26 protein-coding genes are annotated in these 26,735 nt (G+C 66.2%); 7 read left to right on the forward strand and 19 right to left on the reverse strand.

What is annotated here, in order from left to right; translation table 11 throughout:
* Nucleotides 1–26: 26 nt before the first annotated feature.
* The 8 genes from ABIA65_RS15325 to ABIA65_RS15360 are packed head-to-tail and all read right to left on the reverse strand — an operon-like array spanning nucleotide 27 to nucleotide 8,919.
* On the reverse strand, nucleotides 27–1,277 hold the full coding sequence (locus ABIA65_RS15325; protein ID WP_241399073.1) for an MlaD family protein: 1,251 nt from the start codon (nucleotides 1,275–1,277) through the stop codon (nucleotides 27–29).
* Nucleotides 1,274–2,467, reverse strand: a complete 1,194-nt coding sequence (locus ABIA65_RS15330) for an MCE family protein (RefSeq protein ID WP_354524076.1) — start codon at nucleotides 2,465–2,467, stop codon at nucleotides 1,274–1,276. The genes ABIA65_RS15325 and ABIA65_RS15330 overlap by 4 nt, the downstream gene beginning before the upstream one ends.
* Nucleotides 2,467–3,603, reverse strand: a complete 1,137-nt coding sequence (locus ABIA65_RS15335; protein ID WP_354524077.1) for an MCE family protein — start codon at nucleotides 3,601–3,603, stop codon at nucleotides 2,467–2,469. Before ABIA65_RS15335 ends, ABIA65_RS15330 begins: the two co-directional genes overlap by 1 nt.
* Nucleotides 3,600–4,646: an MlaD family protein gene (locus ABIA65_RS15340; protein WP_354524078.1), complete on the reverse strand. Its 1,047-nt coding sequence runs from the start codon at nucleotides 4,644–4,646 to the stop codon at nucleotides 3,600–3,602. The genes ABIA65_RS15335 and ABIA65_RS15340 overlap by 4 nt, the downstream gene beginning before the upstream one ends.
* Nucleotides 4,639–5,694 carry an MlaD family protein gene (locus tag ABIA65_RS15345; RefSeq protein WP_241399077.1) on the reverse strand — a complete coding sequence of 352 codons (1,056 nt, stop codon included), beginning with the start codon at nucleotides 5,692–5,694 and terminating at the stop codon, nucleotides 4,639–4,641. The genes ABIA65_RS15340 and ABIA65_RS15345 overlap by 8 nt, the downstream gene beginning before the upstream one ends.
* Nucleotides 5,691–7,223, reverse strand: a complete 1,533-nt coding sequence (locus tag ABIA65_RS15350) for an MlaD family protein (protein ID WP_354524079.1) — start codon at nucleotides 7,221–7,223, stop codon at nucleotides 5,691–5,693. Before ABIA65_RS15350 ends, ABIA65_RS15345 begins: the two co-directional genes overlap by 4 nt.
* The gene (locus ABIA65_RS15355; protein ID WP_354524080.1) at nucleotides 7,224–8,081 is read right to left on the reverse strand and encodes an ABC transporter permease; all 858 of its coding nucleotides are present in this window, start codon (nucleotides 8,079–8,081) and stop codon (nucleotides 7,224–7,226) included.
* Between the two features lies 1 nt (nucleotide 8,082).
* Entirely contained in the window at nucleotides 8,083–8,919 is an 837-nt protein-coding gene (locus tag ABIA65_RS15360; protein ID WP_241399080.1) for an MlaE family ABC transporter permease, read from the reverse strand.
* Nucleotides 8,920–9,465: 546 nt separating this feature from the next.
* Between ABIA65_RS15360 and ABIA65_RS15365 the strand changes: the two genes are divergently transcribed.
* Complete coding sequence (locus tag ABIA65_RS15365; protein ID WP_354524081.1) at nucleotides 9,466–10,053, forward strand: TetR/AcrR family transcriptional regulator; 588 nt, start codon at nucleotides 9,466–9,468, stop codon at nucleotides 10,051–10,053.
* A gap of 251 nt (nucleotides 10,054–10,304) precedes the next feature.
* Here ABIA65_RS15365 and ABIA65_RS15370 read toward each other — a convergent pair whose 3' ends face one another.
* On the reverse strand, nucleotides 10,305–10,550 hold the full coding sequence (locus ABIA65_RS15370; RefSeq protein WP_354524082.1) for a DUF6400 family protein: 246 nt from the start codon (nucleotides 10,548–10,550) through the stop codon (nucleotides 10,305–10,307).
* A gap of 133 nt (nucleotides 10,551–10,683) precedes the next feature.
* On the reverse strand, nucleotides 10,684–12,081 hold the full coding sequence (locus tag ABIA65_RS15375; protein WP_354524083.1) for a xylulokinase: 1,398 nt from the start codon (nucleotides 12,079–12,081) through the stop codon (nucleotides 10,684–10,686).
* A 150-nt stretch (nucleotides 12,082–12,231) separates the two neighbouring features.
* Here ABIA65_RS15375 and ABIA65_RS15380 point away from each other — a divergent pair, with 150 nt between their 5' ends.
* The 3 genes from ABIA65_RS15380 to ABIA65_RS15390 all read left to right on the forward strand — a co-directional run bounded on the left by ABIA65_RS15380 (nucleotide 12,232) and on the right by ABIA65_RS15390 (nucleotide 14,250).
* On the forward strand, nucleotides 12,232–12,783 hold the full coding sequence (locus ABIA65_RS15380) for a dihydrofolate reductase family protein (RefSeq protein ID WP_354524084.1): 552 nt from the start codon (nucleotides 12,232–12,234) through the stop codon (nucleotides 12,781–12,783).
* Nucleotides 12,784–12,821: 38 nt separating this feature from the next.
* Nucleotides 12,822–13,691, forward strand: coding sequence for a DoxX family membrane protein (locus ABIA65_RS15385; protein ID WP_354524085.1), 870 nt, complete (start codon nucleotides 12,822–12,824; stop codon nucleotides 13,689–13,691).
* A 79-nt stretch (nucleotides 13,692–13,770) separates the two neighbouring features.
* On the forward strand, nucleotides 13,771–14,250 hold the full coding sequence (locus ABIA65_RS15390) for an RDD family protein (RefSeq protein WP_354524086.1): 480 nt from the start codon (nucleotides 13,771–13,773) through the stop codon (nucleotides 14,248–14,250).
* Nucleotides 14,251–14,270: 20 nt separating this feature from the next.
* On the opposite strand, the gene ABIA65_RS15395 is transcribed toward ABIA65_RS15390, so the two are convergent.
* Both ABIA65_RS15395 and ABIA65_RS15400 read right to left on the reverse strand, forming a co-directional pair.
* Nucleotides 14,271–15,665: a GntP family permease gene (locus ABIA65_RS15395; RefSeq protein ID WP_354524087.1), complete on the reverse strand. Its 1,395-nt coding sequence runs from the start codon at nucleotides 15,663–15,665 to the stop codon at nucleotides 14,271–14,273.
* Entirely contained in the window at nucleotides 15,662–16,162 is a 501-nt protein-coding gene (locus tag ABIA65_RS15400) for a gluconokinase (protein WP_354524230.1), read from the reverse strand. Before ABIA65_RS15400 ends, ABIA65_RS15395 begins: the two co-directional genes overlap by 4 nt.
* Before the next feature lie 133 nt (nucleotides 16,163–16,295).
* Here ABIA65_RS15400 and ABIA65_RS15405 point away from each other — a divergent pair, with 133 nt between their 5' ends.
* Nucleotides 16,296–17,003, forward strand: a complete 708-nt coding sequence (locus ABIA65_RS15405; protein ID WP_354524088.1) for a FadR/GntR family transcriptional regulator — start codon at nucleotides 16,296–16,298, stop codon at nucleotides 17,001–17,003.
* Here ABIA65_RS15405 and ABIA65_RS15410 read toward each other — a convergent pair.
* Nucleotides 16,984–17,517, reverse strand: coding sequence for a DUF4333 domain-containing protein (locus ABIA65_RS15410; protein ID WP_354524089.1), 534 nt, complete (start codon nucleotides 17,515–17,517; stop codon nucleotides 16,984–16,986). The two genes, ABIA65_RS15405 and ABIA65_RS15410, sit on opposite strands and share 20 nt — an antisense overlap.
* A 69-nt stretch (nucleotides 17,518–17,586) precedes the next feature.
* Between ABIA65_RS15410 and ABIA65_RS15415 the strand changes: the two genes are divergently transcribed.
* Nucleotides 17,587–18,474 (forward strand): SCO6745 family protein, encoded by an 888-nt coding sequence (locus tag ABIA65_RS15415; protein WP_354524090.1) that lies wholly within the window; start codon nucleotides 17,587–17,589, stop codon nucleotides 18,472–18,474.
* Nucleotides 18,475–18,511: 37 nt separating this feature from the next.
* Here ABIA65_RS15415 and ABIA65_RS15420 read toward each other — a convergent pair whose 3' ends face one another.
* The 6 genes from ABIA65_RS15420 to lspA all read right to left on the reverse strand — a co-directional run bounded on the left by ABIA65_RS15420 (nucleotide 18,512) and on the right by lspA (nucleotide 25,757).
* Nucleotides 18,512–18,898 carry an SRPBCC family protein gene (locus tag ABIA65_RS15420; RefSeq protein ID WP_241399091.1) on the reverse strand — a complete coding sequence of 129 codons (387 nt, stop codon included), beginning with the start codon at nucleotides 18,896–18,898 and terminating at the stop codon, nucleotides 18,512–18,514.
* 2 nt (nucleotides 18,899–18,900) lie between these two features.
* On the reverse strand, nucleotides 18,901–22,452 hold the full coding sequence (gene dnaE / locus ABIA65_RS15425; protein WP_241399092.1) for a DNA polymerase III subunit alpha: 3,552 nt from the start codon (nucleotides 22,450–22,452) through the stop codon (nucleotides 18,901–18,903).
* Nucleotides 22,453–22,464: 12 nt separating this feature from the next.
* Nucleotides 22,465–23,178 (reverse strand): TetR/AcrR family transcriptional regulator, encoded by a 714-nt coding sequence (locus ABIA65_RS15430; RefSeq protein WP_354524091.1) that lies wholly within the window; start codon nucleotides 23,176–23,178, stop codon nucleotides 22,465–22,467.
* A gap of 70 nt (nucleotides 23,179–23,248) precedes the next feature.
* Nucleotides 23,249–24,196: an EamA family transporter RarD gene (gene rarD, locus ABIA65_RS15435; protein ID WP_354524092.1), complete on the reverse strand. Its 948-nt coding sequence runs from the start codon at nucleotides 24,194–24,196 to the stop codon at nucleotides 23,249–23,251.
* Nucleotides 24,193–25,122, reverse strand: coding sequence for an RluA family pseudouridine synthase (locus tag ABIA65_RS15440; protein WP_241399094.1), 930 nt, complete (start codon nucleotides 25,120–25,122; stop codon nucleotides 24,193–24,195). Before ABIA65_RS15440 ends, rarD begins: the two co-directional genes overlap by 4 nt.
* Nucleotides 25,119–25,757 carry a signal peptidase II gene (gene lspA / locus ABIA65_RS15445; protein WP_371746790.1) on the reverse strand — a complete coding sequence of 213 codons (639 nt, stop codon included), beginning with the start codon at nucleotides 25,755–25,757 and terminating at the stop codon, nucleotides 25,119–25,121. Before lspA ends, ABIA65_RS15440 begins: the two co-directional genes overlap by 4 nt.
* A 41-nt stretch (nucleotides 25,758–25,798) precedes the next feature.
* Between lspA and ABIA65_RS15450 the strand changes: the two genes are divergently transcribed.
* Complete coding sequence (locus ABIA65_RS15450) at nucleotides 25,799–26,725, forward strand: asparaginase (RefSeq protein WP_354524093.1); 927 nt, start codon at nucleotides 25,799–25,801, stop codon at nucleotides 26,723–26,725.
* The last annotated feature ends 10 nt before the right edge of the window (nucleotides 26,726–26,735 follow it).

Consider the following 26,735-nt stretch of genomic DNA (forward strand, 5'->3'; position numbering starts at 1 on the left):
TCTCCTCGAAACAGCGTGTCGGTGGCTCAGCGGGGTGGCTCGATCGGCAGGACCGGACCGCCATACGGGGTGGGGATCGTGAACCGGCCCCGCGGGGTCGGGTCGGTCATTCGGCCCAGGTCCGCGCCGGGGGGCGGGCCTGCGGTGTCGTCGCCGGCCGGCCGCGGTGCGTTCTTGGCGCCGCGGACCAGCACGCCCGGATGATCGTCGCGGCAGTAGGTGTACATGAACGGTTCGGGGTAGTCGGCCGCTGACGGTGGTCGTCGCGGCGTCCCGTAGTCGCACGCGTAGCGCGGGTAGATATCGCCGATCGCCCACAATCCGTTGTCGTGCATGACACTTCCGATGGCATCGAGTGCCGACGTGCGGTAGCTGGGGAACAGCGCGTTCAACGCAGGCACCCGCAGGTAGAGCAGCTGCGAGGTGGTCGTCAGGCTGCCGAGCAGAGTCACCATGGTGTCGGAGTTGTCGGCGAACAGATTGTCGATCGCGTCCAGGGTGCCCGGTGCCTGGTCTGTGAGCCTGCGGTAGCCCTCCCGCATCTTGGTGATGCCGCCGAAGGTCGCGCCCAGATTGTCCGAGGCGACCGCGATTCCGTCACTCTTGTCCGCGGCCATCGTCAGCACGACCCGGCTGTTCCGCAGCACGCTGGTCGTCTCCGGAAGCACCGAATCCAGCGTCGACAGCAGAAAGGTGCCGCCGTCGATGATGTCGGCCAGCTTCTGCGGCCCCGCCTCGCTCAGGCTCAGTTCCCTCTTGATGAGTTCGATCTTCGACGTGTCGACCTGCGCCAGCGCACCATCGGCGTTGGCGAGCAGTTCCGCCAAGCTGACCGGGACGGTCGCCCTGCCCGCAGCGATGACGGCCCCATCACCGAGATAGGGTCCTGCGTCGGACTCGGCGGCGAAGTCGATGTACTGCTCGCCCGCAGGTGAGAGCCCAGACACCCGCACTTCGCTCGACTGCGGGATCGGCACGGTCGAATTGACGTTGACCACGGCGTTGACACCAGTGGGCGTGATGTCGAGGCGCTCCACCCGTCCGATCGGCACACCGCGCAGTGTCACGTCCTGATTCGGCAGCAGGCCGGCGGAGTCCGGCAGCTCGATGGTGATGGAGTGGCTCGATGCGAGCGGATTCACCCGCAGCGCACCGAGGAACAGGTATGCGCTCGCGACCACGAGCGTGAGGATCAGCGCGCCTGCCGACAGCCAGGAACGCCTGCGGTGTGCCGCCCTGACGATGGCGACGATGGTGTCTGCGGCGGTGGTGATCATCGCGGCGCCTCGGGTGGCGGAACGACCTGCACCTGACCCGGATCGGTCGGGCTGGGGATCACCGGGACCTGCGGCACGCCGGGCCCCTTTCCGACGACTCTCTCCTGCAGACGCAGCAGCGTGTACTTGATGGAGCCCACCATCTGCTGCCAGTTGTAGCGCTTCGGCCCGTGCAGGCCGGCGTCACCGGCGAAGCCGATATCCGGTATCGACCCGAGAATCAGTCGATCGATGCTCGCCCGCGTCGCGATCGAGGGGCCCGACGTCGATTTCACCAGGGGTGGCATCAACCTGTTGAGCGCGAACAGCGTGGCGTCTGGAGTCAGCGCGACGTCGTTCCACGCTCCGGCCACCCGGTTGGCATCGGCAACAACGCTTCGGCCGCTGGTGTCAGTGCCCGCGATCGACGGGAACTTGCTGAGCTGTTCGGTGGTGTCACCGATCTGCAGGATGAGATCGGCGATCTGCGAGGTGTGCGCGGCGAGTACCTCGCTGGCGGGCCCGGCCTCCGTCATCAGCTCGCCGAGCATGTCGTTCTTGGCCTCGATCTGATCGACAAGGCCCGAGGTCTCGGTGAGCGCGGTCGAGATCTCATCGGACCGCGCGTTGAGGGTGCCCAGCGTGCGGTTGGTCTTGCGGATCAGATCGCCAAAGGCCTGACCCTGGTCGCCGGTCGCCTTACCCAGGCCGTTGATGATCTTGGTGAAGTTGCGTACCGCGCCGCCATTGACCAGGATCGCCGCCGAGCCCAGCACCGACTCGACGGTCGCTGCCGCCGTCGTCGACTCCAGCCCGATGGTGTCACCGTCGGTCAGCAGCGGAGCCCCCGGATCCGATGGGTTGGGGGGCTTAAGGGCCACGAACACGTCCCCCAGCGGAGTCGCGGAGCGCAGTTCCGCGGTGCTGCCGCGCGGCAGCTGCACACCGTCCATGATGCGCAACGTCGTCACCGCGGTGTAGTTGCGCGCCACCATCGACTCGAGTTCGCCCACGTCGGCGCCGGCCAACTTCACCTTGGCGTTGGAGGGAAGGTTGAGCGCGTTGCTGAACACCGCGGTCAGGGTGTAGCCGCCCGAGCCGACTCCCGGCGCGGGCAGCGGCAGGCTGGCCAGACCCTCGGTGCCGCATCCGGCCGCGGTCAGACAGACCGAGAGTGCCAGCGGCACTACGGCTTTTCGGTAGCGCGCCATCACTTCTGGCCCATCGCCGAAAGGCCGTCCAGCATGTAGGACAGTCCGAAGTCCGGCCCGAAGTCGGCCAACGTGCCGGTGCTGCAACCGAGTTGTCGCAGCCCCATCATGTTGCAGACCTCCTTCACCGCCTGCGAGTCGAACAGCACCTTGTCGACGAGCACGCGGGCACGGAATGCCCCGTTCTTCTGATCGATGGCGTTGTAGATGTTGTCCAGCGTCATCGGTGTGACATCGAGGAACTCGGCGAGATCACGCTCATGGTCGACCGTCGTCTTCAGCGCGATGTCGCCGTTGGCGACGATCTGCTTGATCTCGTCGCGATGGGTGTCGAGGATCTCGCCGACCGTGGTGATCACCTCGGTGAGCTTCTTGCCGGTCGTGCCGCTGCCGAGGTTCTCGTCGGCCAGTATCTGACTGAGTGCACGGACCGTCGACCCGAACTCCCGCAGCGTCGTGTCATTGGTGGCTGCGGCCTCAGTCAGCGAGCTGAGGTTGCGCATGATGGTGGTCAGCTGATCCCTGGTGACCACGCCCCCATTGGCACTGAGTCGCAGGGCGTTGGAGAGTTCGCCGAGGGCGTCCCTCATGTCCTGGCCGTTGCCGTCAGCGATCGCGGCGCTGGCGTTGACGAGCTCGGCGATGGGACCATCGCCCGCGCCGTCACCGCGCAGTGAAACCGAGAGCTTGTCGAGAACGTCGAGCACGCGCGCGAACTCGACCGGGGTCTTGGTGCGGTTGAGCCCGATGGTGTCGTGGTTCTGCAGTGTGGGGCCGCCCCGATACGGCGGGGTGAGTTCGATCTGGCGGTCAGTGAGAATCGAGTTCGAGATGGTGACCGCCTGCGCGTCGGCGGGGACCGCGACGTTGGAGTCGACGGTGAACTCGACTTCCACGTATCCACCCCTCGGGGTGATCGTGGTGACCTTGCCGACCGGCATGCCGAGCACGGCGACCGTGTTGCCCTCATACAGTCCTGCGGCACTGTCGAATTGGGCTGTCACGGTGATGGTGTCGAGCGTGTCCCTGACGAACGGCCAGCTGGCTGCCGACACCAGCACGGCCAGCACCAGGCCAGCTGCGGCGAGTGCGAGCGCCTTGCTCCGGCGTCGATTTGGTTGCAGTTCTCTCTTCACTTGCAGTCCTTGAAGTACTCGATCATCCCGAACTGCTTGGCGCGGCCGCTGATTGCGCACATCCAGGAGTCCACCAGCAGGCCGTTGGCCGGGTTGAGGTCAACCGCGTTGCCGGTGCCGCTGGCGTTGGCCAGTCCTCGCAACGCCGGCGGACCCGCCTGCAGCGTGCTGCGCAGCAGGTCATCGTGCTTGCCGAGCATGTCGGACAGCTCGCGAATGTTGACCAGCAGCTTCTCCAGCTCGGGCCGGTCATCGATGACGATGCCACTGAGCGTTTCGACGAGGTTGGTCAGCGCCGCCATCATGGCGTGGAACGATGCGCGTCGGCTGACGAACTCCCCGATCAGGTCGTTGCCCTGGTTGATCAGGCTGCCGATGCTCGACTGTTGGCGACGCAGCGTGTTGCTGACCAACTCCGTCGTCTTCAGCAGCGAGCCGAGCTGGTCACGCCGGTCGGCGATGATCGTCGACAGGGTGCGGGTGTTCTCCAGCGCCTGCGGCAACACCGCGGGAAGCCCCTCCAGCTGCTTGCCGAGGATGCCCAGCGTCTCCGCGAACTTGTCGGAGTCGACCTGTTCGAAGGTCGTGGTGACGTCCGCCAGCGCCTCCTGCAGGTCGTAGGGCACCTCGGTCTGGGAGATGTCGAACGTGTTGTCGCGCAACGAACCCGGGCCTCCGGGGCTCAGCGACAGGTACCGGGATCCCAGGATGGTCGTGACCTTGATCGTCGCTCTGGAGTCCTGCCCCAGCACGACGTCCTTGCGGACCTTGAGGCCGGCCTCCACGTGATCGCCTGCCAGCCGCATGCTGGTCACCTCGCCGACCGGTATCCCGGCGATCGTGACGGGGTTGCCCGGCTGCAGCGCCGCGGCCTGCAGGAACCGTGCGGTGTAGTGCCGATATCCGACGTCGGCGACCTTGACCGTCAGCATCGCGCCGATGAGGACGGTCACCACCGCGATCGCGCCGAAGCCGAGCCACGCCTTGTTGCGGCTCTCCAGGGGCCGGCGCCTACGCCGCTGGGTGGGGGTTGAATCAGCCATTGCCCATGTTCCTGCATCTCGGCGTGTTCCACGCCTTGTTTCCAGGGGTGGCGGCGTCGACGATGATCGGCACGACGTCGTTGAGGCCGGGGAAGAAACCGGTGAGGTTCAGGTCGCACGTGTAGGCGCTGACGTACGCGCCCTCGTTGGTCATGCGCGCGAAACCCTTCAGCAGCAGTGGAAGGTTGGCGCCCGTGAATGCCAACTGCGGTTCGATGGTCACCATGTGCTGGGCGAAGCCGGGCTCGCGCACGACGAGTTCGTTGAGGTCGGGATGGACCTCGTCGGCGATGGTCGAGAGTTGACGCACCACCTGTGAGATCGACCCCATCGACGACACCAGCTCGGGGCGGCGCGCGTCGAAGGTGGACACCGCGTCGCGGGTCTGACCGATGACCACATCGAGGCTGTCGTTGTGCCGGGCCAGGTTATCCACGACCACGTTCAGATCGGTGATGACGTTCCCGAGCTCCTCGTCCTTTCCGGCGAATGATTCGGTGAGCCGCGACGTCTGGTCGACCAGGGCGACGATCGACGCGTCATCGCCCTGCAGCGACTGGATCACGCCCTTGGTGAGGTTGTCGGCATCGCGGGGGTTGAGCACGCTGAACAACGGCTCGAAGCCGTTGAGCATCGCCCCCACGTCGAACGACGGGTCGGTGCGGTCGATGGGGATGACGCTGCCTGCTGGCAGCGGCCCGGGCTCGCCGATACTGCCCAGCGACAGTCCCAGGTATCGCTGGCCGACGATGTTCTGGTAGGTCACCGACGCGACGGTGGTGCCCAACACCTGCTGATCGGCTTGCACCACGAACGACACTTTGGCCAGATCGCCCTGCAGTTCGATCTTCTCGACCCGCCCGACGCGCACCCCGGCCATCCGCACGTCGTCGCCCTCACGCAGGCCGAACACGTCGGAGAACACCGCCGCATATGGGACCGTCTGCCCGGCCACGTCGCGGCGCAGCGTGACGTAGACCAGCCAGGTCAACGTCACCGCCACCACCATGAACAGCGAGAGCCCGACCATTGCACCACGGTGCTTCATCTCGGACTCTCCGCCGAAGTCGGTTCTGCCACAGCCACCGTCGTCCCGCGCGCGAGCGGTCCGAGGAGCAATTGCGTGGCCGTCGACGCGGACTGGCCGGTGAGGATGCCGAGCTGCTGACGTTCCTGCGCACTGCCGACCGGACCGACATTGCCTCCCCATGACGCAGGCGCCACCGGTGCGGGAGGTGACAGCGGTACCGGCGGTGGCGGGGTGGGAATGAGCGCGGGGTTGGCCGTCCCCGGCACTGGCGGCGAAGGCAACATCCCCGGCGGCAGTGGCGGATTCGGATCTTCCAGACTCGGGTTGGGGTTGAGGTACGGGGGGCCGACGGCGACGAGATTGCCATTGGGGCCCAGGACGGTTCCCGGAGGCGGAGCCAGATCCTTGGGTGGCTGATAGTTCTGCGGCACGAGCACATCGGGTAGCTCGGGGCGCGTCGGCACGAGCGGGGCGGTGTAGCAGCTCGGACCCTTGAGGCCGGCGTACTGGGGGCAGTCCGCCCGGGTGTAGGTGTAGGTGGGTGTGAAAGACAGATTCACCCTCATGTTGCCGATATCGCGATCGGGTATCCACACCTCGTTGAAGAACTTGTCCACCAACTGATTCAGCTTGACGAAGGCAGGCACCCAGTGCTGTGAGGTGTCGGCCAGCTGACCCACGACCGGGGTGAGGTTTCCGGTGATCTTCACCAGCCGGTCGGTGTGGTTGTTCAACGCCGTGTGCGTCGTTCCCATGGTGTGCACGCCACCGTCGATCAAGGCGGTGAGCTGTGCACGCTGTTCCACCAGGGTCTGCATGGGCTGCACGGCACCGTGCAGTGCGTCCACCAGTTCGGGCGCGGTCTGCTGCAGACCACGGGTGGCGTCGATCAGCGCGGAGACCGTCGTCGGGCCGGGCTCGGTGGCAACGATGGCGTCGAGTTCATCGACCAGCCGATTCAACTGGGCACCGCTGGTCAGCAGTTCGGTGCGGCGGTTCTGGGTGGCCGCATTGACCGCGGCCAGGATTCCCACCGTCTTGTCCTCGCGGCCTCGACCGGTGGCGGCGAGGATGTCGCGCAGCTTGCTGATCGTGGTTTGGAACAGCACTGTCGGGAGCTCGGTGTCCTCTCCGATCTTCGCCCCGGCACGAATGGCCGGGCCGGCGCCGCGGTCGACCAACTGAACCGAGGACACCGCGAACACGTTGCTGGGCACCACTCGTGCCGTCACCGAAGCCGGGATGGATTCGGCGTAGGTGGGATTGAGATCGATCTGCACGTAGTTCGGTTCGCCGTGCGCTGCCGGTGTCACGTCGTTCACCATCCCGACGAGCACGCCGTGGTACTTGACGTCCGACTTCTGCGGCAGGCCGTCGCCGACGTTGGTCATGGCGGCGACGACGCGGACGTAGGGGTCGAGCCGTCCGGTGGACTTGACCAACAGGGTTGCCGTGACGACCCCGACCACCAGCAGCACTGCGATGCCACACGCCAGGAGTTGCCGCTCCGAGGCGCCTCGTCCGTCGGACTCAAAGGAATTCGCCATCTATCCGCCGAACCTCGCTCCGGAGTCGACGGTCCACAGCGCCATGGTGAGCAGCATGTTGACCATGATCACCACGGTGATGCTGGCCCGCATCGCATGTCCGGCAGCGACTCCCACACCCTCGGGCCCGCCGGATGCATAGAAGCCGTAGTAGCACTGCACGGTCGAGGCGATCCACACGAAGATGACGGCCTTGATCAGCGAGTAGGCGATGTCCTGGCCGGACAGCATCAGCGTGAAGTAGTGCAGATACGAGCCCGTCGAACCGCCACTGACGAGGTACACCACCAGCTGTGTCGTCAGATAGCTCACCGCCAGGCACGCCACGTACAACGGAATCACCGCAACGACCGAGGCCATCAGGCGTGTGGTCACCAGATACGGAATCGGCCGGACCGCAACGGCGTCCAAGGCGTCGATCTCCTCCGCGATGCGCATAGATCCGAGCTGGGCGGTGAACCGGCAACCGGCCTGTGTTGCGAATGCGAGTGACGCCGCGATCGGCGCCAGCTCGCGAGTGTTCACCAGCGAGGAGATGATGCCCGTGGCCGGGCCCAGCCCGAGCAGATCGAGGAAGTTGTAGCCCTCGATGCCCACCAGCGCGCCCACGGTGATACCGAGAACGACTGCCACGCCTGCGGTTCCACCGCCGACGACAAGGGAACCGTTGCCCCACGCGATATCGGATAGCAGACGGACGAACTCACTGCGGTACTGGCGCAGCGCAATGGGTACGGCGATGATCGCCCGCACGAAGAACACCATCATGTGGCCGAGTCGGATGACCGGCGCAGACGCCTTCTTGTACAGCCGAATCCATGGAGCCAGCAGCGGCGGGCGGAACGTCGATGCGGTCACGTCACAGCCCCACCCTGGGAAACAGCATGATGTAGAGCTGGCTGATTGCCACGTTGACGACCATCAGCACCAGGATCGACTCGACCACGGCCGCATTCACCGAGTTGGCGACGCCCGTCGGGCCACCCACTGTCGAGAAGCCCTTCTGGCAGGACACGATCGCGACGATGGCGCCGAATATGACGGCCTTCACCAACGCCACGACCATGTCGCCGGTCGTCGCGAACGAGGCGAACGTCGCGACGAAGCTGCCCGGAGCGCCGTTCTGGAAGTACACGTTGAACAGATAGCTCGCCAGGAAGCCGACGAAGCACACGACGCCGGTGAGCGCCACGCCAATCATGATGGCGGCCACGAACCTCGGCACCACGAGGCGCCGAATCACCGACACGCCCATCACTTCCATGGCGTCGATCTCCTCGCGCATCTTGCGCGAGCCGAGGTCCGCGGTGATCGCCGACCCCACCGCCGCGGCCATCAGGATCGCGGCCGTCAGCGAGGCCGCCTGCCGGATCACGGCGAGCCCGCTCGCCGCACCCGCGAGGGAGGTCGCGCCGACCTGGCCGGCCAGCAGGGCGAACTGAATCGACAGGGTGACACCGATCGGCAGGGCCACCAGGATGGTCGGTAACACCGCGGTGCCCGCCATGAATGCGCCCTGGCGGATGAACTCCTGCCACTGGAACCGCCCGGTCACCAAATCGATGAACAGGTACTGGATTGTGCGCAGGCCGAGAATGAACTGCTCGCCGACGGTGGTGAGTGAGGCCAGCGGATGACGCCTGACGTAGCCGGTGGCCCAGTCCTCGATGGCGTCGACACCGGTGGGCTCACGCAAGACGTCGACCCCTTTCCCGATGGACGGACCCAGCAGGTGCCGGCACCTGTCGGTAGCGCCGGTGGCTAGTGGTGGTCACCGTATGTCGGCCACCTGCCTCCGTCAACGGTTTTGGAGAACTGATGTTTACTTAGCGAAAACGATGAGAATTCCTGCCCGATCGCCTATAGCCGCACATCCGGCGCTGACGGCTTTCGAAGAAGACACGATCCGCAACCGTCCGTTGCGTAATTCGCCTCTTGTTAGCCATATTTCAGCGCCTATCCGCATTCCGCGTGGATGTGCAGAGCGCGAACCGGCACTCGACTCAGTCGGAGCGGAGGTCGAGCCCGTTGGCGAAGATGCACTTTCGTATCGAACCGTTAGAAGTACGACGATTAACTTAGATAGCCCCACGGGCTGCCTGACATGCGGGCGATCGTGCTACTTTGACACACAACCCGCCTCTCTGTGTCAAAGATGGAGAACACCAATGGCGACTCTCCGGTTGATCGACCCGCCAATTGCCCCGGCGGCCAGTGCCAGCCGGCAGTGAGGGCCTCCGCGATGCGCCAGGTGCGTACCCGCACCTCCCCGGAGCAACAGGAGACGGCCATCCTGAAGGCCGCTGCGGAACAGGTCGCCCTCGTCGGCGTCGGAAGGCTGAGCCTGGATGTGGTCGCGCGACGGGCCGGGGTCAGCCGGAGCACGCTATATCGCCGGTTCCCCAGCCGCGACGCATTGCTAACCGAGCTCGGCCACCGAACGGTGGCGTTCGCCATGTCCAGACTGGCCACTGTCGACGTGGATTCCGGCCCCCGGGAGGCGGCCGTCTCCGGCTTCTGCGAGGGAGTGCGCATCCTGACCACCGAGCCGACCATGCGCCGATTCCTGCAACTCGACGGCGACACCACCATGTCACCCGGCATGCGCGAAGCGGCCGAGAAGTTCCTCGAGCGTGCCTCGGCGACAATGGCGAAGGCATTGCGTGCCGCGGGTGCCACCATGGCCGATCCGGATCTGCTCGCCGTCGCCGAATTGCACATCCGGCTGGCCACATCCCTGGCTCAGATCAACAGCCGTGTTCTCGACACCGCGGACACCGCTGCCGTGCGGCTATACGCACAGCGTCATCTGTCGCAACTCGTCTACTGAGGCACCCGGTGCCGTCAGGCCGGTGTGGTTGTCACGCGACGTCAGTCCGCCGAAGTGCTCGTCTGCCGGTGTCGGTCGACCACAGGTGACCGCAGTCGACGCACTGCAGATTGAGCAGGGTGCCCCGATTGCTCAGCAGGTACTGCCAGTGGTCGTCGCAGTTTCGATCGTCGGCGCAGGGCCCGCAGTCACCACCATGCCTGCAGCTCGGGCACCGCAGCCAGGCACGGCGGGCGCGATCGGCGGTCGGATCAATCGGCAGCACGTCGCCCCAACCCCTCCGGCAGCACACCTGCGATCACCAGATCGTTGTAGATCCGCTGCTGCTCGGCATCGAGGCCTGAGTACAGCATGGCGTAGGCCTCATCTTCCTGGGCCAGCACCGCTACGGGGTCCCAGTCCTCGCCGATCGCGGCCAGGACGGCCTGACGTCGGCGAACCTCGTCGAGGGTCAGGTCATACGCCCACTCGCCGGCGACTGTATCGGCGTCAGACATGGCACTCCCAGATGTCGCTCTCCTACAGGAAAGGCAAGGCTTCCTACAGAGCGCCGCGAGGGCAATGACCTACGCCACATTCTTCGACGGTGGTTGGTCACATCGTGGTCGACGACGTGCGCTCACCCACTCGTCACTGTCCGAGCGTCAACCGCTGGGCGAAGTTGTAACGCTCAACCACCCACGGCGTCGGATCAGCCTCATAACTGGCGGTCACACCGAAGGACCACCCAGGCGGGGCGGCGGACTCCGAGAACGCCCAGGCAGCCTGTCGTGCGGCGCCCAACGCGACGTATTCGGCGGGTGTCGGAACGTGAACGGGCATGCCGAGGATCGCGGGAGCGATACGACGGACCGCCTCCGATCGTGCCCCGCCACCCACGAGGATGACCCGTCGCACGTCGACACCCTGACCCGCGATTCGCTCGACGCAGAACGCGATGGAACTCAGGAGACCCTCGATCGCCGATCTGGCCACGTTGGCGGGGACCAGGTTGCGTGTCGTCACACCGTGCAGCGCGCCGTGGGCGTCGGGCAGGTTCGGTGACCGCTCCCCATCGAAGTACGGCACCAGAATCAGCCCCTCGGCTCCGGCGGGCGCCAGAAGCGCCAGCCGATCCAGTTCGTCGAAGTCGACGCCGAGCATCCTCGCGACCGAGGCGAGGACCGGCGCACCGTTCAACGTGCACACCAGCGGCAGCTGCCGCCCCGTGGCATCGGCGAAGCCCGCGACAAGCCCACTCGCGTCGTGCGACGCGGCGTCGCTGACCGCACTCACCACACCCGAGGTGCCCAGTGACACCACGCAGTCCCCCGGTTCGGCACCGATGCCAAGAGCCGCCGCGGCGTTGTCACCGGCGCCAGCGCCAAGAGTCGCACCCGTGCTCGCCCGGCCGGCGCGGTCGCCCGCAGCCACGACCGCGGGTACCGACGGACGGCGCCCCCGCAGAGCCAGCTCGAGCAGCTCGAGGTCGTATCGCCCGCTCTCGGCGACGAAGTAGCCGGTGCCACTCGCATCACTGCGATCGGTGCGCAGGTCATCGATCCGGTCCGATCCCGACAGCCGCCAGGTCAACCAGTCGTGCGGCAGACACACCGCAGCGGTGGCGTCGGCGTGCTCCGGCTCCACATCGGCCAGCCAGCGCAACTTCGCCACGGTGATGGCGGCGACGGGCACGACCCCCGTGCGGTCCGCCCACTCCGCTGCGCCCCCGAGTTCGGCGACGAGGTCTGACGCCGCCTCGCTGGACCGGATGTCATTCCACAACAGCGCCTTCCGCACCACCTGGCCGCCGGCGTCGAGACAGATCATGCCGTGCTGTTGCGCCGCCACCGACACAGCCGCGACGTCGTCCAAGCCCCCGGCCGCCTCGGCCGCCTGCCCCAAGGCCAGCCACCACTCGACGGGGTCCACTTCTGTGCCGCCGGGATGCGGCGCGGAACCCGAGCGGACGGTCACGCCCGTATCCGCGTCGCACACCACGACCTTGCAGGACTGGGTCGAGGAGTCGACTCCCGCGACAAGCGTCACCGCGACCTCCTTCGGTATCGATTCCTGAAATGCCTACCGAGAAGCTACCCGCGCCATGCTCGGCGTCTGCCGCCCACACAGCCCGCGGACCGATGAGTACTTCGCCGCCTATCGGTCGACACACCATAGGACCGAACACGGAGGTGAACCATGCGCAACATGGTGATCACGCAGAACGTCACGCTCGACGGTGCGGTTGAGATGCTCGACAACTGGTTCGACCCACGGCTCCAGGATGACGATCTGCTGGCGGAGAACCGCCGGCAGGACGAGGCTGCCGACGCCCTCCTAGTGGGCCGCCAGACATTCGAGGACTTCCGGGGCTACTGGCCCGCGCAGACCGGCGATGCCACCGGGATCACCGACTATCTGAACACCGTGGCCAAGTACGTGGTGTCCTCGACCATGACTGACCCCGGATGGCACAACTCCACCGTGCTGTCCGGTGATCCGGTCGAGCACGTACGGGAGTTGAAGGCGATGCCCGGCAAGGACATCATCCTGACGGGAAGCATCAGGCTGGCCCACACACTGATCGCAGCGAACATCGTCGACGAGTACCGACTGTTCGTGTACCCCGCCGTGCAGGGCCGGGGTAGGCGACTCTTCCCCGACGGGACCGCCATCGGACATCTGCGTCTGGTCGAGCCCGCAAAGTCGTTTCGCTCCGGAATCACGCTTCTTCGCTACGCCACGCGCTGAGTGGTTTGTAGCGCAGGCCAGCAGGGAATACGCCCCTCATGTTGATCCGACGCATCGCTCGACCCATGCTCGCCACCACCTTCATCGCCCGCGGCGTAGATGCGCTCCGCAGTCCCAAACCTGCCGCCGATGCCGCCCGCCCCACCCTCGAGAGCCTGAGCCGACTGCCCGAACCGGTCGGCCCCCACGTGCCCACCAATGCCGAGACGGTGGCCCGCGTGAACGGTGCGGTGCAGATCGGCGCGGGCCTGCTGCTCGCGACGGGCAGGCTCCCCCGTTTCGCATCCGCCGCACTCGCGCTGAGCGTGGTACCGGGAAGCCTTGGCGGGCATGCCTTCTGGAAGGAGACCGACGTCGAGCGAAAGGCCGCCGAGCGGCGCGCGTTCCTCGCGGACATAAGCCTCATCGGCGGGTTGATCATCGCGTCGGTCGACACCGAGGGCAGGCCCTCACTCGGTTGGCGGGGCCGGCGAGCAGCACACAAGGTCTCGGAGAACATCTCGGAGACCTTCTCGAACGTGCTGCCGAGCAGTGGATCCGACGCCCTGATCGACACTGAACTCGTCGACAGGGTCGGCCACAGCCTGCAGTCGGGATTGCACGTCGGCGCGGAGCGGGGCCGCGAACTGGCGCACGTGGCGCGCGAGCGCGGGGCGGAACTGGCCGACGTGGCGCAGAAGCGGGGCGCCGTCCTAGCCGACGTGGCACAGAAGCGAGGCGCTGTCTTGGCCGACGTCGCCTCCAAGCGAAGCGCCGAACTCGCCGAGCTCGCCCGGGAACGCGGTCCCGAACTCGCCGAGGTTGCCCGCGAGCGCGGGGCCGAGATCGCCGAGGTTGCCCGCGAGCGCGGCGCAGAGATCGCGGACGTCGCGCGCGAGCAGGTCAAGAAGCAACGTCGCCAACGCTGAGCGAGCAGATCGACATTCGCGCACCCAGAGTTTTAAAGGGAGTCACGCTGAGGTAGCCACTGCGGCGTAGATTGACCGCATGACTGCAGGTGGATACGACCCATACTCGGCGCCATACGGTGCCTCTGGCCCATCGCACGGCGAGCCGGGCGGCCTTCTGGTCCGGTTCGTCGCACGGCTCATCGACGGGATCATCGTCGGAATCGTCGGCCTCCTCATCGCGTTCGCCACCGACACCCTGTCGAACATCCTCGTCACCGGACTGTTCACCGGAGTCCTGACATTCGGCTACTTCGTGCTCTTCGAGGTGACGCAGGGTTGGACGCCGGGCAAGAAGGTGCTCGGGCTCAGCGTTCACGGACCGGGCGGCCAGCCCAAGCCCGACGCCAAGCAGTCCGCGATCCGTAATGCCTTCACACTGCTGTCCATCGTGCCGTTCGTCGGTGGACTGCTCGGCGTCATCGCGATCATCGTCATCGCGGTCACCATCAGTGGCAGTCCCACCAAGCAGGGCAAGCACGACGAGTTGGCTGGCGGAACCCAGGTGGTCAAGGGCTGACACCCTGGCACCGCACGGCGTCAGATCACCAGGTCTAGGAGCAGCACCACTACCAGACCGCTGACCGACAGGATGGTCTCCATGATCGACCACGTCTTGATGGTCTGCCCCACGGTGAGCCGGAAGTACTGATTCACCAACCAGAATCCGGCGTCGTTCACGTGCGAGAAGAACAACGACCCGGCACCGACCGCGAGCACGACCAGGGAGACCTGTCCGGTGCTCATGCCCTCGACCAGGCCGACGATGAGCGATGACGCCGTGATGGTGGCGACGGTCGCCGATCCGGTGGCCAGTCGGATCAGCACGGCGAGCACCCAGGCGAGCACGATGACCGAGATGCTGGCGTCCTCGGCCCACTGCGCGAGCGCGGTGCCAATACCGGTGTCCACCAGGACCTGTTTGAATCCGCCGCCCGCGGCCACGATCAGGATGATGCCAGCGACGGGCGGAAGACCGGACTCCACGCACTTGGTGATCTCGTCGCGGCTCATGCCGGCGCCACGCCCGAGCGTGAAGATGCCGACGATGACGGCGATCAGCAGCGCGATCAAAGGCGTCCCGAGAGTGTCGAAGATCCGCCGGAACCACTGATTCTCGTCCTCGATGAAGATGTCGACGAGCGCCTTGCCGAGCATCAACGCGACGGGCAGCAGCACCGAGAACAGAGTTGCGCCGAATGACGGCCTGCGGTCCCCGATGTCCTCGGGCCGGTCCGCGTCGAAGGTGTCGGGTGCGCCCACGACGACCCACTTGCCTGCGAGCCTGCCGAACAGCGGACCACCGACGATGATCGTGGGGATCGCGACGAGCACGCCAAGGGCCAGGGTGACGCCGAGATCTGCGTTGAGATAGCCGATGGCGGTGAGCGGCCCGGGATGCGGCGGGACGAAGCCATGCATCGCGGAAAGGCCTGCGAGAGCGGGGATGCCGACCGTGATGAGCGACAGCCCCGACCGGCGGGCGACCAGATAGATGACCGGCATCAACAGCACCAGGCCGATCTCGAAGAACATCGGTAGTCCGATAATGGCGCCCACCAGAGACATTGCCCACGGCAGCATGCGCGGTGACGCCCTGCCGATGATGGTGTCCACTATCTCGTCAGCACCGCCGGAGTCCGCGAGCAACTTGGCGAACATCGCACCCAACGCGATGAGGATGCCGACTCCGGCGGCTGTGGACCCGAAGCCGTCGGAGAACGACTTGAGCACCGTGGTGACGCCCTCCCCCGCGACCACACCAACGGTCAGCGCACCGAAGATCAGACCGAGGAACGGATGCAACTTGACCACGGTGATCAGGACAACGATCACAGCGATGCCCGCCAAGAACGACAGAACCAACCGAGGTACGGACGCCACCGGCTCCGCGAGATCTGCAGCGTCTGCCAGGTAGCTGAGTCCGGAATTCATCTCTTCTCCAACCCCGTGAGCGAAACATACTCCTGCACAATCGAATCAATGTCCTGATCGACATTGATGGTGACACCGTTCTCATCCACCGTCAGCGGTTCGAGCGTCTCGAACTGGGAGACCAGCAGCGAGTGCGGCATGAAGTGGCCGGGCCTGCTGGCCTGCCTACGGCCGATGACCTCCGGCGTTCCCGCCAGATGCAGGAACTCGACGCCCGCACAGTGCGCCCGGAGTCGGTCGCGATAGGCGTGCTTGAGCGCCGAGCAGCTCATCACCCCGCCGTCGGCGTGCTCGGCCAGCCAGATGCCGATGGCGTCCAGCCACGGCTGTCGATCATCGTCGTTCAGGGCGTGACCGGCCGTCATCTTGGCGATGTTGGCCTCCGGGTGAAAGTCGTCGCCGTCGGCGAACGGCACGCGCAGGCGTTGAGCCAGCGCTGCGCCAACTGTGGACTTCCCCGAGCCGGACACCCCCATGACGACCACCGGTGCTTCGATTCCACCCATCACTCACCACCCGCCCATTGGTGCTCCATGTCACATACATTGCATCAATGATCTGATTATTGCAATAGGATCTCTAAAAGATATGGTTAATGCCATTGGTCTGGGTCTATGACAAGATGTGTGAGTGGCGGCCCAGGCAAACGTCAGCGCTCTGCACGACAACGTGCTGACGGCGATAGGGGCTGACATCGTGTCGGGCGATCTGCAGGCCGGCCAGGTCATCACCCTCGAAGGTGTCAGCGCCAAGAACGGTGTCTCACGCAGCGTAGCCCGCGAGGCGATCCGGGTCCTCGAATCCATGGGAATGGTGAACTCGCGGCGGCGGGTTGGCATCACCATTCAATCCGCTGAGCATTGGAATGTGTTCGACCCCAGAGTCATTCGCTGGCGAATCGAGTCTGGTGATCGTGCCGCACAGCTGGTGTCACTGTCGGAGTTGCGGCGGGGTTTCGAACCCGCGGCCGCCGCGTTGGCGGCCCGTCGCGCCGACCCGCACCAGTGCCGAATCATGGCGGCTGCGGTGTCGGACATGGTGATGCACGGCCGGTCCGGTGACCTCGCGGCCTACCTGCTGGCCGACAAGGTCTTTCACCAGACCCTGCTGGAGGCCAGCGGTAACGAGATGTTTCGCGCGCTCAACGGCGTCGTGGCCGAGGTGCTGACCGGTCGCACCCACCACGGTTTCATGCCGGAGCGACCGAATCCCGTCGCGATCGAACTGCATGACGAGGTCGCGCGAGCCATCCGCCTTCGCGATGAGGCGGCCGCCGAACGGGCCATGCGCGCCATCATCGACGAGGCGGTCAGCAGCGTCAGTCCGTCCGCAGAGTGAAGTTCATCGTCAGCCCGGACACCTCGGTCACCTGAACGGCACGACGAGCCCGTATCCCACCTGTCACGACGTCGCAGTACGCGACCGCCTCGACCATGCCATCGAGGCCCGCCTCGCAGTCCACCGAATCGACCGGCGGACCGCCGTTCTCGACGACCAGGCGGGCGACCGCCCGCTCCAACTGCATCTGAGACAGGGCAGGCGCCAACTCGTAATCGACAATGGTCCCCTCCACGCCGGTCACGGTCGCCACCGGCTGGAAGCTGTTGGTCTCACCCATCACCACGTCGCAACGGGCGGTCCGCCCAACCTCGCCGACAAGGTCCTGCAGACAGGTGACCGATCCCGGCGGCTGACCAGCCTTGACCAGTCGGTCGGCGATATCGGCCTGCAACGACTCCTTGGAGACGATCAGCGACTCGGGGCCGCTATCGCCATCGACGCTGCCGCACCCGCTGGCAAGCAGCGTGACAACCGATGTGATGAGCGGGAGGGCCGTCGCAACCATTCGCATGACCCACCTCCACCCAAATCCGTCCGGACCATAACAACCCGCTCCGGGCAATGATGCTTGAATCCCCATGTGACCAGATCACCGTTGATCGCCCGCCGACTGTTCGATCGGTTCGAGCCGGTACACGCGATCACCTACTTTGCACCCGAGGCGCGCACCGCGTTCGACGAGGTCGGCTTCCGCGGCTTCTGGATGGGCTACTTCGCCGCACGCGCCGCTCCGCTGGGCGAGGTGCCCGCGAGTGTGATCACGGCGGTGTTCTACAACTTCGCGTCCTCACATGTGGCCCGCGCGCTGCCCTCGGCGTGGACGTTCGCCTCCCCTGCCGACGCGCTGGCAGCCCGCGAGAGTTCCGCAGTGGCCGCGTTGCACCGCTGCGGCGTCATCGACAGCGACGACGTGGCCACCGCCGCAGACCTGTTGGGCAAGGCAGCATCCGGCGCCCCGCTGGACGGTCGCCCGCTGTTCGCCGCGAACCTCGCGCTGCCGTGGCCCGACGAACCGGTGGCCAGGCTCTGGCATGCCGCCACGCTGCTTCGGGAGCAGCGCGGCGACGGCCACGTCGCTGTCCTGTCGGCAGCGGGGATCAGCGGTCGGGAGTGCAACGTTCTGCACAGTGTGGCCGACCGGGTTCCCCGCGAATTCATCACGCGTAGCCGCCAATACGATGACGACGAGTGGCGGGAGTGCTCACGCCGGCTCGCCGACCGTGGCGTACTCGACGATGCCGGAGCACTGACGCAGGCGGGCGCCGACCTCAAACGCGATCTCGAGGACACCACTGACCGGTTGGCACTGTCAGCCCTCGATGCGCTCGACGACGACGATCTCGAGCTGCTGTTCCGCACGCTCACACCCATCACCAGAGCGGTGGTGGCTGCCGGCGACATCCCGGCGGCCACTCCGATGGGTCTGCGCCGCGATGACCTCGATGACGACTCGGCGCACCTGAAATAGGTTGTGGCTCAACCCATATCAGTGCATGGCAGGGTGCTCAGCCCTCAATCAGGTCGCGCAGCGTTCTCAGATCAGCCTCCACGGCTGCGGCGTCAGCCTCGAACTCCTCATCGGTGACCCCGGGTCTGCGCCGCAGTGTGAACACCACCTCGCACCTCTGCTCATCGCTCCCCGACGGGATCACTCGCATCGGGTTGTACACCGACTCCCCCGACGGCAGGGTGACCTGGTGATCCAGGACGCCGAGGGTGTTCACCGGAGTGAACTGGACGTCGGCGTCGCTCAGTGCCGGATCGGCCAGTCCCGCCGCCCAGCGGTTCAACTCCCGCTGATCGGAGGCGAAGGCGTACACCACCTCGGGCGCCGCCTCGACCCAGATCGAGATGTGACGTGACGGCCTCGGTCCGTCGGTGTCGACCTCCATCGCTAACCTCCCAGGCAACCAGGACCCAGCAGCGCCTTCAGGTCTCCCATCAGCGCAGACGACGGCGTGACGCGCAGTGCCTGGTCTAGTTCCAGCGTGGTGATCCGATCCCCGCTGATGAGTCGCAGGTGAACCTGCGCCGTTCCTGGATGACGGGCGAGCACCTGTTTCAGGGCGCCGACCTTCTCAACGGTGCACTGCCGGGTTGGCAGGGTCAGCGCCACGGGCCGGTTCGCCTGGGCGCTGGAGAAGTCCGGCACCACCATCTCGTTGGCGATCAGGGAGACCCGGTCATCGCGGATGTTGACCTTGCCCCCGATTATCACGACGGCGTCATCGGCGATCTCCGCGCCGAACGTGGAGTACGTGTGCGGGAAGAACATCACCTCGATACCACCGGTGAGATCCTCGAGTTGCGCTGAAGCCCAGGGCATCCCGTTCTTGTTGACACGTCGGTTCACCGACGCCAGGATGCCGCCGACGCGCACCTGCGTGTCGTTCGCGACATCGCCGTTGAGGATCGCCGGGATCTGGGTGTCCACCTGCGCGGCCAGCAGATGCGCGATGCCGTTGAGCGGATGACCCGATACGTAGAGGCCGAGCATCTCGCGCTCGAGCGCGAGTTTGTGCTTGTCCTCCCACTCGTCGTCGGGCACCTTGATGGCGAACACGGTGTCAGTGGCGGTATCCGCGCCTCCGAAGAGGTCGAACTGCCCCATCGCCTCGGCCTTCTTGGTGCCGAGGACCGAGTCGACCGCATCGGTGTGGATGAGGAAGAGCCCCTTGCGAGAGTGGCCGAGGGAGTCGAACGCGCCTGCCTTGACCAGCGACTCCGTCACCTTCTTGTTGCAGGCGGCGATATCGACCTTGTTGAGGTAATCCGAGATGTCGGTGAACTTGCCCTTTTCGGTGCGTGTATTGATCAGAGACGCAACGACATTGGCACCGACATTGCGCACGGCCCCGAGGCCGAACCGAATGTCCTCCCCGACCGACGCGAAGTTCTGCACCGACTCGTTGACATCGGGGGGCAGCACCGTGATGCCGAGCCTGCGGCAGTCCGCCAGGTACACCGCCGCCTTGTCCTTGTCGTCACCGACCGACGTGAGCAGGCCCGCCATGTACTCCGCCGGGTAGTTCGCCTTGAGGTAGGCCGTCCAATACGAGACGAGTCCGTAGCCGGCAGCGTGCGACTTGTTGAAGGCGTATCCGGCGAACGGAAGGATGGTGTCCCACAACGCCTTCACCGCCGCTGCGGAGAACCCGTTGGCGGTCATGCCCTCGAGGAAGCCCTTGTACTCGGCCTCGAGCACTTCCAGCTTCTTCTTGCCCATGGCCTTGCGCAGCGCATCGGCCTTACCCATGGAGTAGCCGGCGACCTTCTGGGCGATGAACATGATCTGCTCTTGGTAGACGATCAGACCGTGCGTCTCGGCGAGGATCTCCCTGAGCGGCTCCTCCAACTCGGGGTGGATCGGTTTGACTTCCTGGCGACCGTTCTTGCGGTCGGCGTAGTCGTTGTGGGCGTTCATGCCCATTGGCCCGGGACGATACAGCGCGAGCACGGCGACGATGTCGTTGAACTCAGTGGGCTGCATGCGCCGCAGCAGATCTCGCATCGGCCCGCCGTCGAGCTGGAACACACCAAGGGTGTCACCGCGCCCCAGCAGCTCGTAGGCAGCGGGGTCGTCCAGCGACAGTGCGTCGAGGTCGAGGTCGATACCCCGGTTGGCCTTGATGTTGTCGATCGCGTCACCGATGATCGTCAGGTTCCGCAGGCCGAGGAAGTCCATCTTCAGCAGGCCGATGGCCTCACACGACGGGTAGTCCCAGCCGGTGATGATCGCACCGTCCTGGGGGCGCTTCCACAACGGGATCGCGTCGATGAGCGGCTCGGAACTCATGATCACCGCGCACGCGTGGACACCCGCGTTGCGGACCAGACCCTCGAGGCCACGTGCGGTCTCGTAGATGGTCCGCACGTCGGGATCGGTCTCGATGAGAGACCGAACCTCCGCCGCCTCCTTGTACCGCTCGTGGGCGGGATCGGTGATGCCGGACAGCGGAATGTCCTTGGCCATGATCGGTGGTGGCAGTGCCTTGGTGATCCGGTCGGCGATGGCGAACCCGGGCTGGCCGTAGTTCACCCGGGCCGAATCCTTCAGCGCGGCCTTGGTCTTGATGGTGCCGAACGTGATGACCTGGGCGACGCGATCGCTACCCCACTTGTTCGCCGCGTAGCGCAGCATCTCGCCGCGGCGACGATCGTCGAAGTCGATATCGATATCGGGTGCCGATGGGCGTTCCGGGTTGAGGAACCGCTCGAACAGCAGACCGTGCGGGATGGGGTCGATGTTGGTGATCCCCATCGAGTAGGCCACCAGCGACCCGGCGGCCGAACCACGGCCAGGCCCCACCCTGATGTCGACCGAGCGCGCATAGTTGATCAGGTCGGCCACGATCAGGAAGTACGCGGGAAAGCCCTTGTCGCAGATGACCTTGATCTCGTAGTCGGCCCGGTCGGTGTACTCCTGCGGCACGGGGGCGTCGCGGAACCGTCGCCGAAGTCCTGCGGTGACCTCGTGGTGCAGCCATGTCCCCTGATCGTGTCCCTCGGGAACGGGGAACACCGGCATCCGGTCCTTGGGCGCCCACACGTCGGCATAGGACTGCACGCGCTCGGCGATCAGAAGGGTGGAGTCACAGGCGCCGGGCACCTCGGCGTCCCACATCGCCCGCATCTCCGACGCGGGCTTCAGGAAGTAGCCATCACCGTCGAACTTGAACCGGGTCGGATCGGACAGCGTCTTGCCGGTCTGCACGCACAGCAGCGCCTCGTGATTGCGCGAGGCCTCCTTGGTGACGTAGTGGCAGTCGTTGGTCGCCAACGGGGGGATGCCGAGCTGCCGCCCGACGTCCAGCAGACCCTCACGGACCCGGCGCTCGATCTCGATGCCGTGGTCCATCAACTCCAAGAAGTAGTTCTCCGGCCCGAAGATGTCGCGCCACTTGGCCGCCGACTCCAGCGCCTCGCGGGTCTGACCGAGTCGGAGCCGGGTCTGCACCTCACCCGAGGGACACCCGGTCGTGGCGATGATGCCGGAGGCGTTCTCGGCGATGATCTCGGCGTCCATGCGGGACCACTTGCCGAGCTGACCCTCGAACGACGCCAGTGACGACAGCTTGAACAGGTTGCGCAGCCCGACCGCGTTCTCCGCGACCATCGTCATATGGGTGTAGGCGCCGCTACCCGAGACGTCGTCACCCTTCTGACTGCGGTCGCCCCACTGCACGCGCTTGGTGTCGAACCGTGACGCCGGTGCGATGTAGGCCTCGACGCCGATGATCGGCTTGAGGTCAGCCTCGATGGCCGCGTTGTAGAACTCGCTGGCCCCGAACATGTTGCCGTGGTCGGTCATCCCGATCGCGGGCATGTCCAGCCGCTTGGCCTCGGCGAACATGTGTTTGACCTTCGCCGCACCGTCCAGCATGGAGTATTCGGTGTGGTTGTGCAGGTGCACGAACGATGCGCGGTGAGCAGACGAATCGACCATAGGGAGGTCAGTCTATGGCCGACCTCCGACGGCGCTCGGCGTGTCGTGGCACGTGTCTCCGGATTCATCGGCACGCCGCGCCGCGCGGTGCGAACCGCTCAGCAATCCATGCGTCAGAGTTTGATCAAGTTGCTTAGTTATCAACCCCATGTCTAGCTGGCGATCGATGAAACCCGCGTAGAGACCCACACCCCACAACACCGCGTTGAGCATGTCGGCGATGGGCCCCACATCAGTAGCGTCGGCCAACTCACCACGAGCCGCGGCCTGCTCGACGAGTGCGCCGAGATGGGACCGCAGTCCCGCGCACCGGTCATATCCGAGTTTGGGGTTGCGACTGTACTCCAGGCGCGCACTGATCAGGAAGGCGATCTGGGAATGATCGCGGTAGTCCAGGTCCCACATCGTCGAGATCAGCGATGACAGCGAACCCACCAGCGTGTCACGTGATTCCGCTCTCGCAATGCAGTCGGCGACGACGCTGCCAGCCTCTTCGGCCAACACGTCGTAGATCTCCTCACGGGACGTGAAGTAGTAGTGCAGAGTGGGCCTGCTGAGGTCGGCCTCCAGCGCGATCGCCTGGAACGTGGCCGCGGGGAATCCGCGCTCGTTGACCACCCGGCGAGCGGCTTCCAGGATGCGGTTACGCGTCTCGACGGAGTCGGATCCGACGGGTCGACCACGCCGCCGAGCGGTCGGCAGCGACCCGGCATCGGCTTGCGACATGTCCTGACCTCACACGCGAGGAGGGTCGGGGGCCTCGCTCAGCAAACCGTAGGGCATAGCTATCGGCCGGTCAACATTGACGCTCGGGCAAATGTTCGCCCGTATCGGAGGCGGCGTCCGTCGCCGCCGGACGCGGTGGCCTTCCCCACAGCGTCCCCGCTCCCATCACCGCCAACGCGGCCCAGACCAGCCCGAAGCCGATCCAGCGGCCCGCTGGCATCGGCTCGTTCCCGACGAACACTCCCCAGGCCATCTGCAGGGCGGGGTTGAGGTAGAACAACAGTCCGATGGTGACCAGCGGCAGGCGCTGCGCCGCGGCGGCGAACAGCAGCAGCGGCACGGCCGTGATGGGGCCGGCCAACATCAGAAGCACGGCGTGCCAGGTGCCCTGGTTGGCGAAGTGTCCCTGCCCCAACACCTGAAGGACGATCAGGTAGCCACCAGCGAACGGCAGCGCCAGCAGCGTCTCCACCGCGACACTCACCCGAGGGTCGGCTCGAACCACCTTCTTGACAACGCCATAGAGCGCGAAGCTGACGGCCAGCGCAACGGCGATGTAGGGGGGATCCCCGGCCTCGACGGTCAGGACCACCACGGCAATCACTGCGAGCGCCAGCGCCGCAGCCTGCCACCTGCTGATGCGCTCGCGGAACAACAGGATCCCGAGTGCGACGGTGACCAGCGGGTTGATGAAGTATCCGAGCGCCGCATCGACGACATGACCGTGCGTCGCCGCGTAGATGTAGGTCCCCCAGTTGATCGCGATCAGTGCCGAGGCGATCGCCAGTTGCAACCAGGTCCGGGCACTCAGCCGCCGCAGGTCGGAAAGCCTGCGTGCGACGACCAGGATGAGCACCAGGACCAGCGCACTCCACACGATGCGGTGTGCCAGCACCTCCAGTGAGCCCGCGGGCAGCAGCAGCGGGAAGTAGCCGGGAAACATGCCCCAACACGTGAAGGCGCCGACACCGAACAGAACGCCGGCCCGACGTCCCGCCGGTGCGGCGTTCTCAGTCACGAATCGTGGTGGCGCAGCACGTCCAGTGCGTGTTGCAGGTCCGCGGGGTACGGGCTGGTGATCTCGATGCGCCGGCCATCGGCCGGATGCGCGAACGCCAACGAACGCGCGTGCAGCCACTGGCGTTCCAGCCCGAGCCGCTTGGCCAGAGTCGGATCGGCACCGTAGGTCAGGTCACCACAGCACGGGTGGTGCAGCGCCGCAAAGTGCACCCGAATCTGGTGTGTGCGACCGGTTTCCAGGTGGACGTCGAGCAGGCTAGCCGCGACGAACGCCTCGACCGTGTCGTAGTGGGTGATGCTGTGCCTACCGTCCTCGGTGACGGTGAACTTCCAGTCGTGGCCGCGGTGCCGCCCGATCGGCGCATCGATGGTGCCGCTTGACGGGTCCGGGTGCCCCTGGACGAGTGCGTGGTAGCGCTTGTCGACTGTGCGCGCCTTGAACGCGCGTTTGAGCAGGGTGTATGCGCGTTCCGAGATCGCAACGACCATCACACCAGAGGTGCCGACGTCCAGGCGGTGCACGATGCCCTGGCGCTCGTGGACTCCTGAGGTGGTGATGCGGTAGCCCGCGGCGGCCAGCCCACCAAGCACCGTGGGACCCGTCCATCCGACCGAGGCGTGCGCGGCGACGCCGGCCGGCTTGTCCACGGCCACGATGTCGTCATCGGAGTACAGGATCGTCATGCCCTCGATATCGACGGGCGGGTTGTCCAGTGGCGCGGGAGGTTCGGGCAACGTGACCTCGAGCCACGCGCCTGCGGTGAGGCGGTCGGACTTGCCCGCGGCGGCACCGTCGAGCTCAACGCCGCCATTCTCTGCCAGGCTCGCGGCGGCAGTCCGCGACAGGCCGAGCAGACGGGCCAACCCGGCGTCGACCCGCATGCCCGCCAGCCCGTCCGGAACCGTCATCGAGCGGGTCGTCATCCGGTCGGGTCGGATTCGTCGTCTGCGCCACGGGCAGTCACCGGCTCGGCCTTCTCGTCCGGTCCGGGCTCGGCCTCGTCGTCAGGCTTGCGTCGACCGACGGTGTCGAAGTCGAACCCGAACAGCGACAACGCGACCAGCAGGATGGCACCACCCACCACCGCTGGGTCGGCGACGTTGAAGACCGGCCACCAACCGATCGAGAGGAAATCGACCACGTGCCCGCGCAGCGGCCCAGGCGACCGGAAGAACCTGTCGACCAGGTTGCCCATGGCACCGCCCAGGATCATGCCCAGCCCCACCGCCCACCACGGGGACACCAGGCGCCGACCCATCCAGACGATGCCAATCGCCACGCCGGTGGCAACCAGTGTCAGCACCCACGTGTAGCCGGTCGCCATGGAGAACGCCGCCCCGGAATTGCGGACCAGCGTCCAGGTGACGGTGTCGCCGATGATCGAAACGGGTTGGCCGGGCGTGAGCAGACGCACCGCCAGCACCTTGGTCACAATGTCGAGAATCAACACCACCAGGGCCACCGACACCAGCAGACGCAGTCGGCGGCGTGGTGACCGATGCTCGACGGTGTCGTCGGCGGTCACTGGCTCCACCGAGGCCCCTGATTCATCAGTCACTCCCCCATCATTCCAAAGTCGTCATGGTGAACAATCGCGGCATGAGCCGCGTCGTCGTAATCGCCACCGGTGGCACCATCGCCACCAGCACCGATGCCGACGGCGTCGCGCGCCCGACACTTGGCGGTTCAGACCTCGTGTCGGACGTGTCGACCGGAGCATACGTCGATGTCATCGACCTCATGGCAGTGGACAGTTCGGAGGTCGGCCCACCGGAGTGGGACCGGATCTCCGGGGCTGTGGCAGCCGCCCTCTCCGCAGGTGCGGACGGCGTCGTGGTGACGCACGGCACTGACACGATGGAGGAATCCGCGTTGTGGTGCGACATCGTCCACGACGGACCGCAGCCGGTGGTGTTCACCGGAGCAATGCACAGCGCCGACGCACCTGAGCCCGATGGGCCGGGCAATCTGCGTGACGCCCTGGCTGTGGCGGCCGATCCCGCCGCGCACGGTATCGGCGTGGTGGTGAGTCTGGCCGGCACGGTGTGGCAGCCGTTGGGTCTGACCAAGACCGCCGCTGGATTCACGGGCACAGCACTCGGCTCGGTCACCACACTGGGCGTCGTGTTCGACGGGAGCAAGAAGCGCCCGACCCTGACCGGAGCGCTGAAGTCCGCTCCTCGCGTCGACGTGGTCGCCGCCTACGCCGGCAGTGACGCCGTGGCGATCGACGCGTACGTGGCCGCCGGGGCACGCGGCATCGTGCTCGAGGCGATGGGCTCGGGCAATGCCGGCCGGTCCGTCGCAGACGGCGTCCGACGCGCCAGCGACCGCGGTGTGGCGGTGGCCGTGTCCACGCGGGTGCCCGGCGCGACGGTCTCGGCGCGGTATGGCCCAGGTCAAGCCCTCGCCGACGCCGGAGCCGTTCCGGTGCCGACGCTGCGTCCCGCCCAGGCACGGGTTCTGCTGATGGCGGCACTGGCCACCTCGACGCCGGCCAGCGAGGTGTTCGCACGGTGGGGCTGACAGACACCCA

Source organism: Mycolicibacterium sp. 624 (assembly GCF_040548615.1).
Lineage (GTDB): Bacteria > Actinomycetota > Actinomycetes > Mycobacteriales > Mycobacteriaceae > Mycobacterium.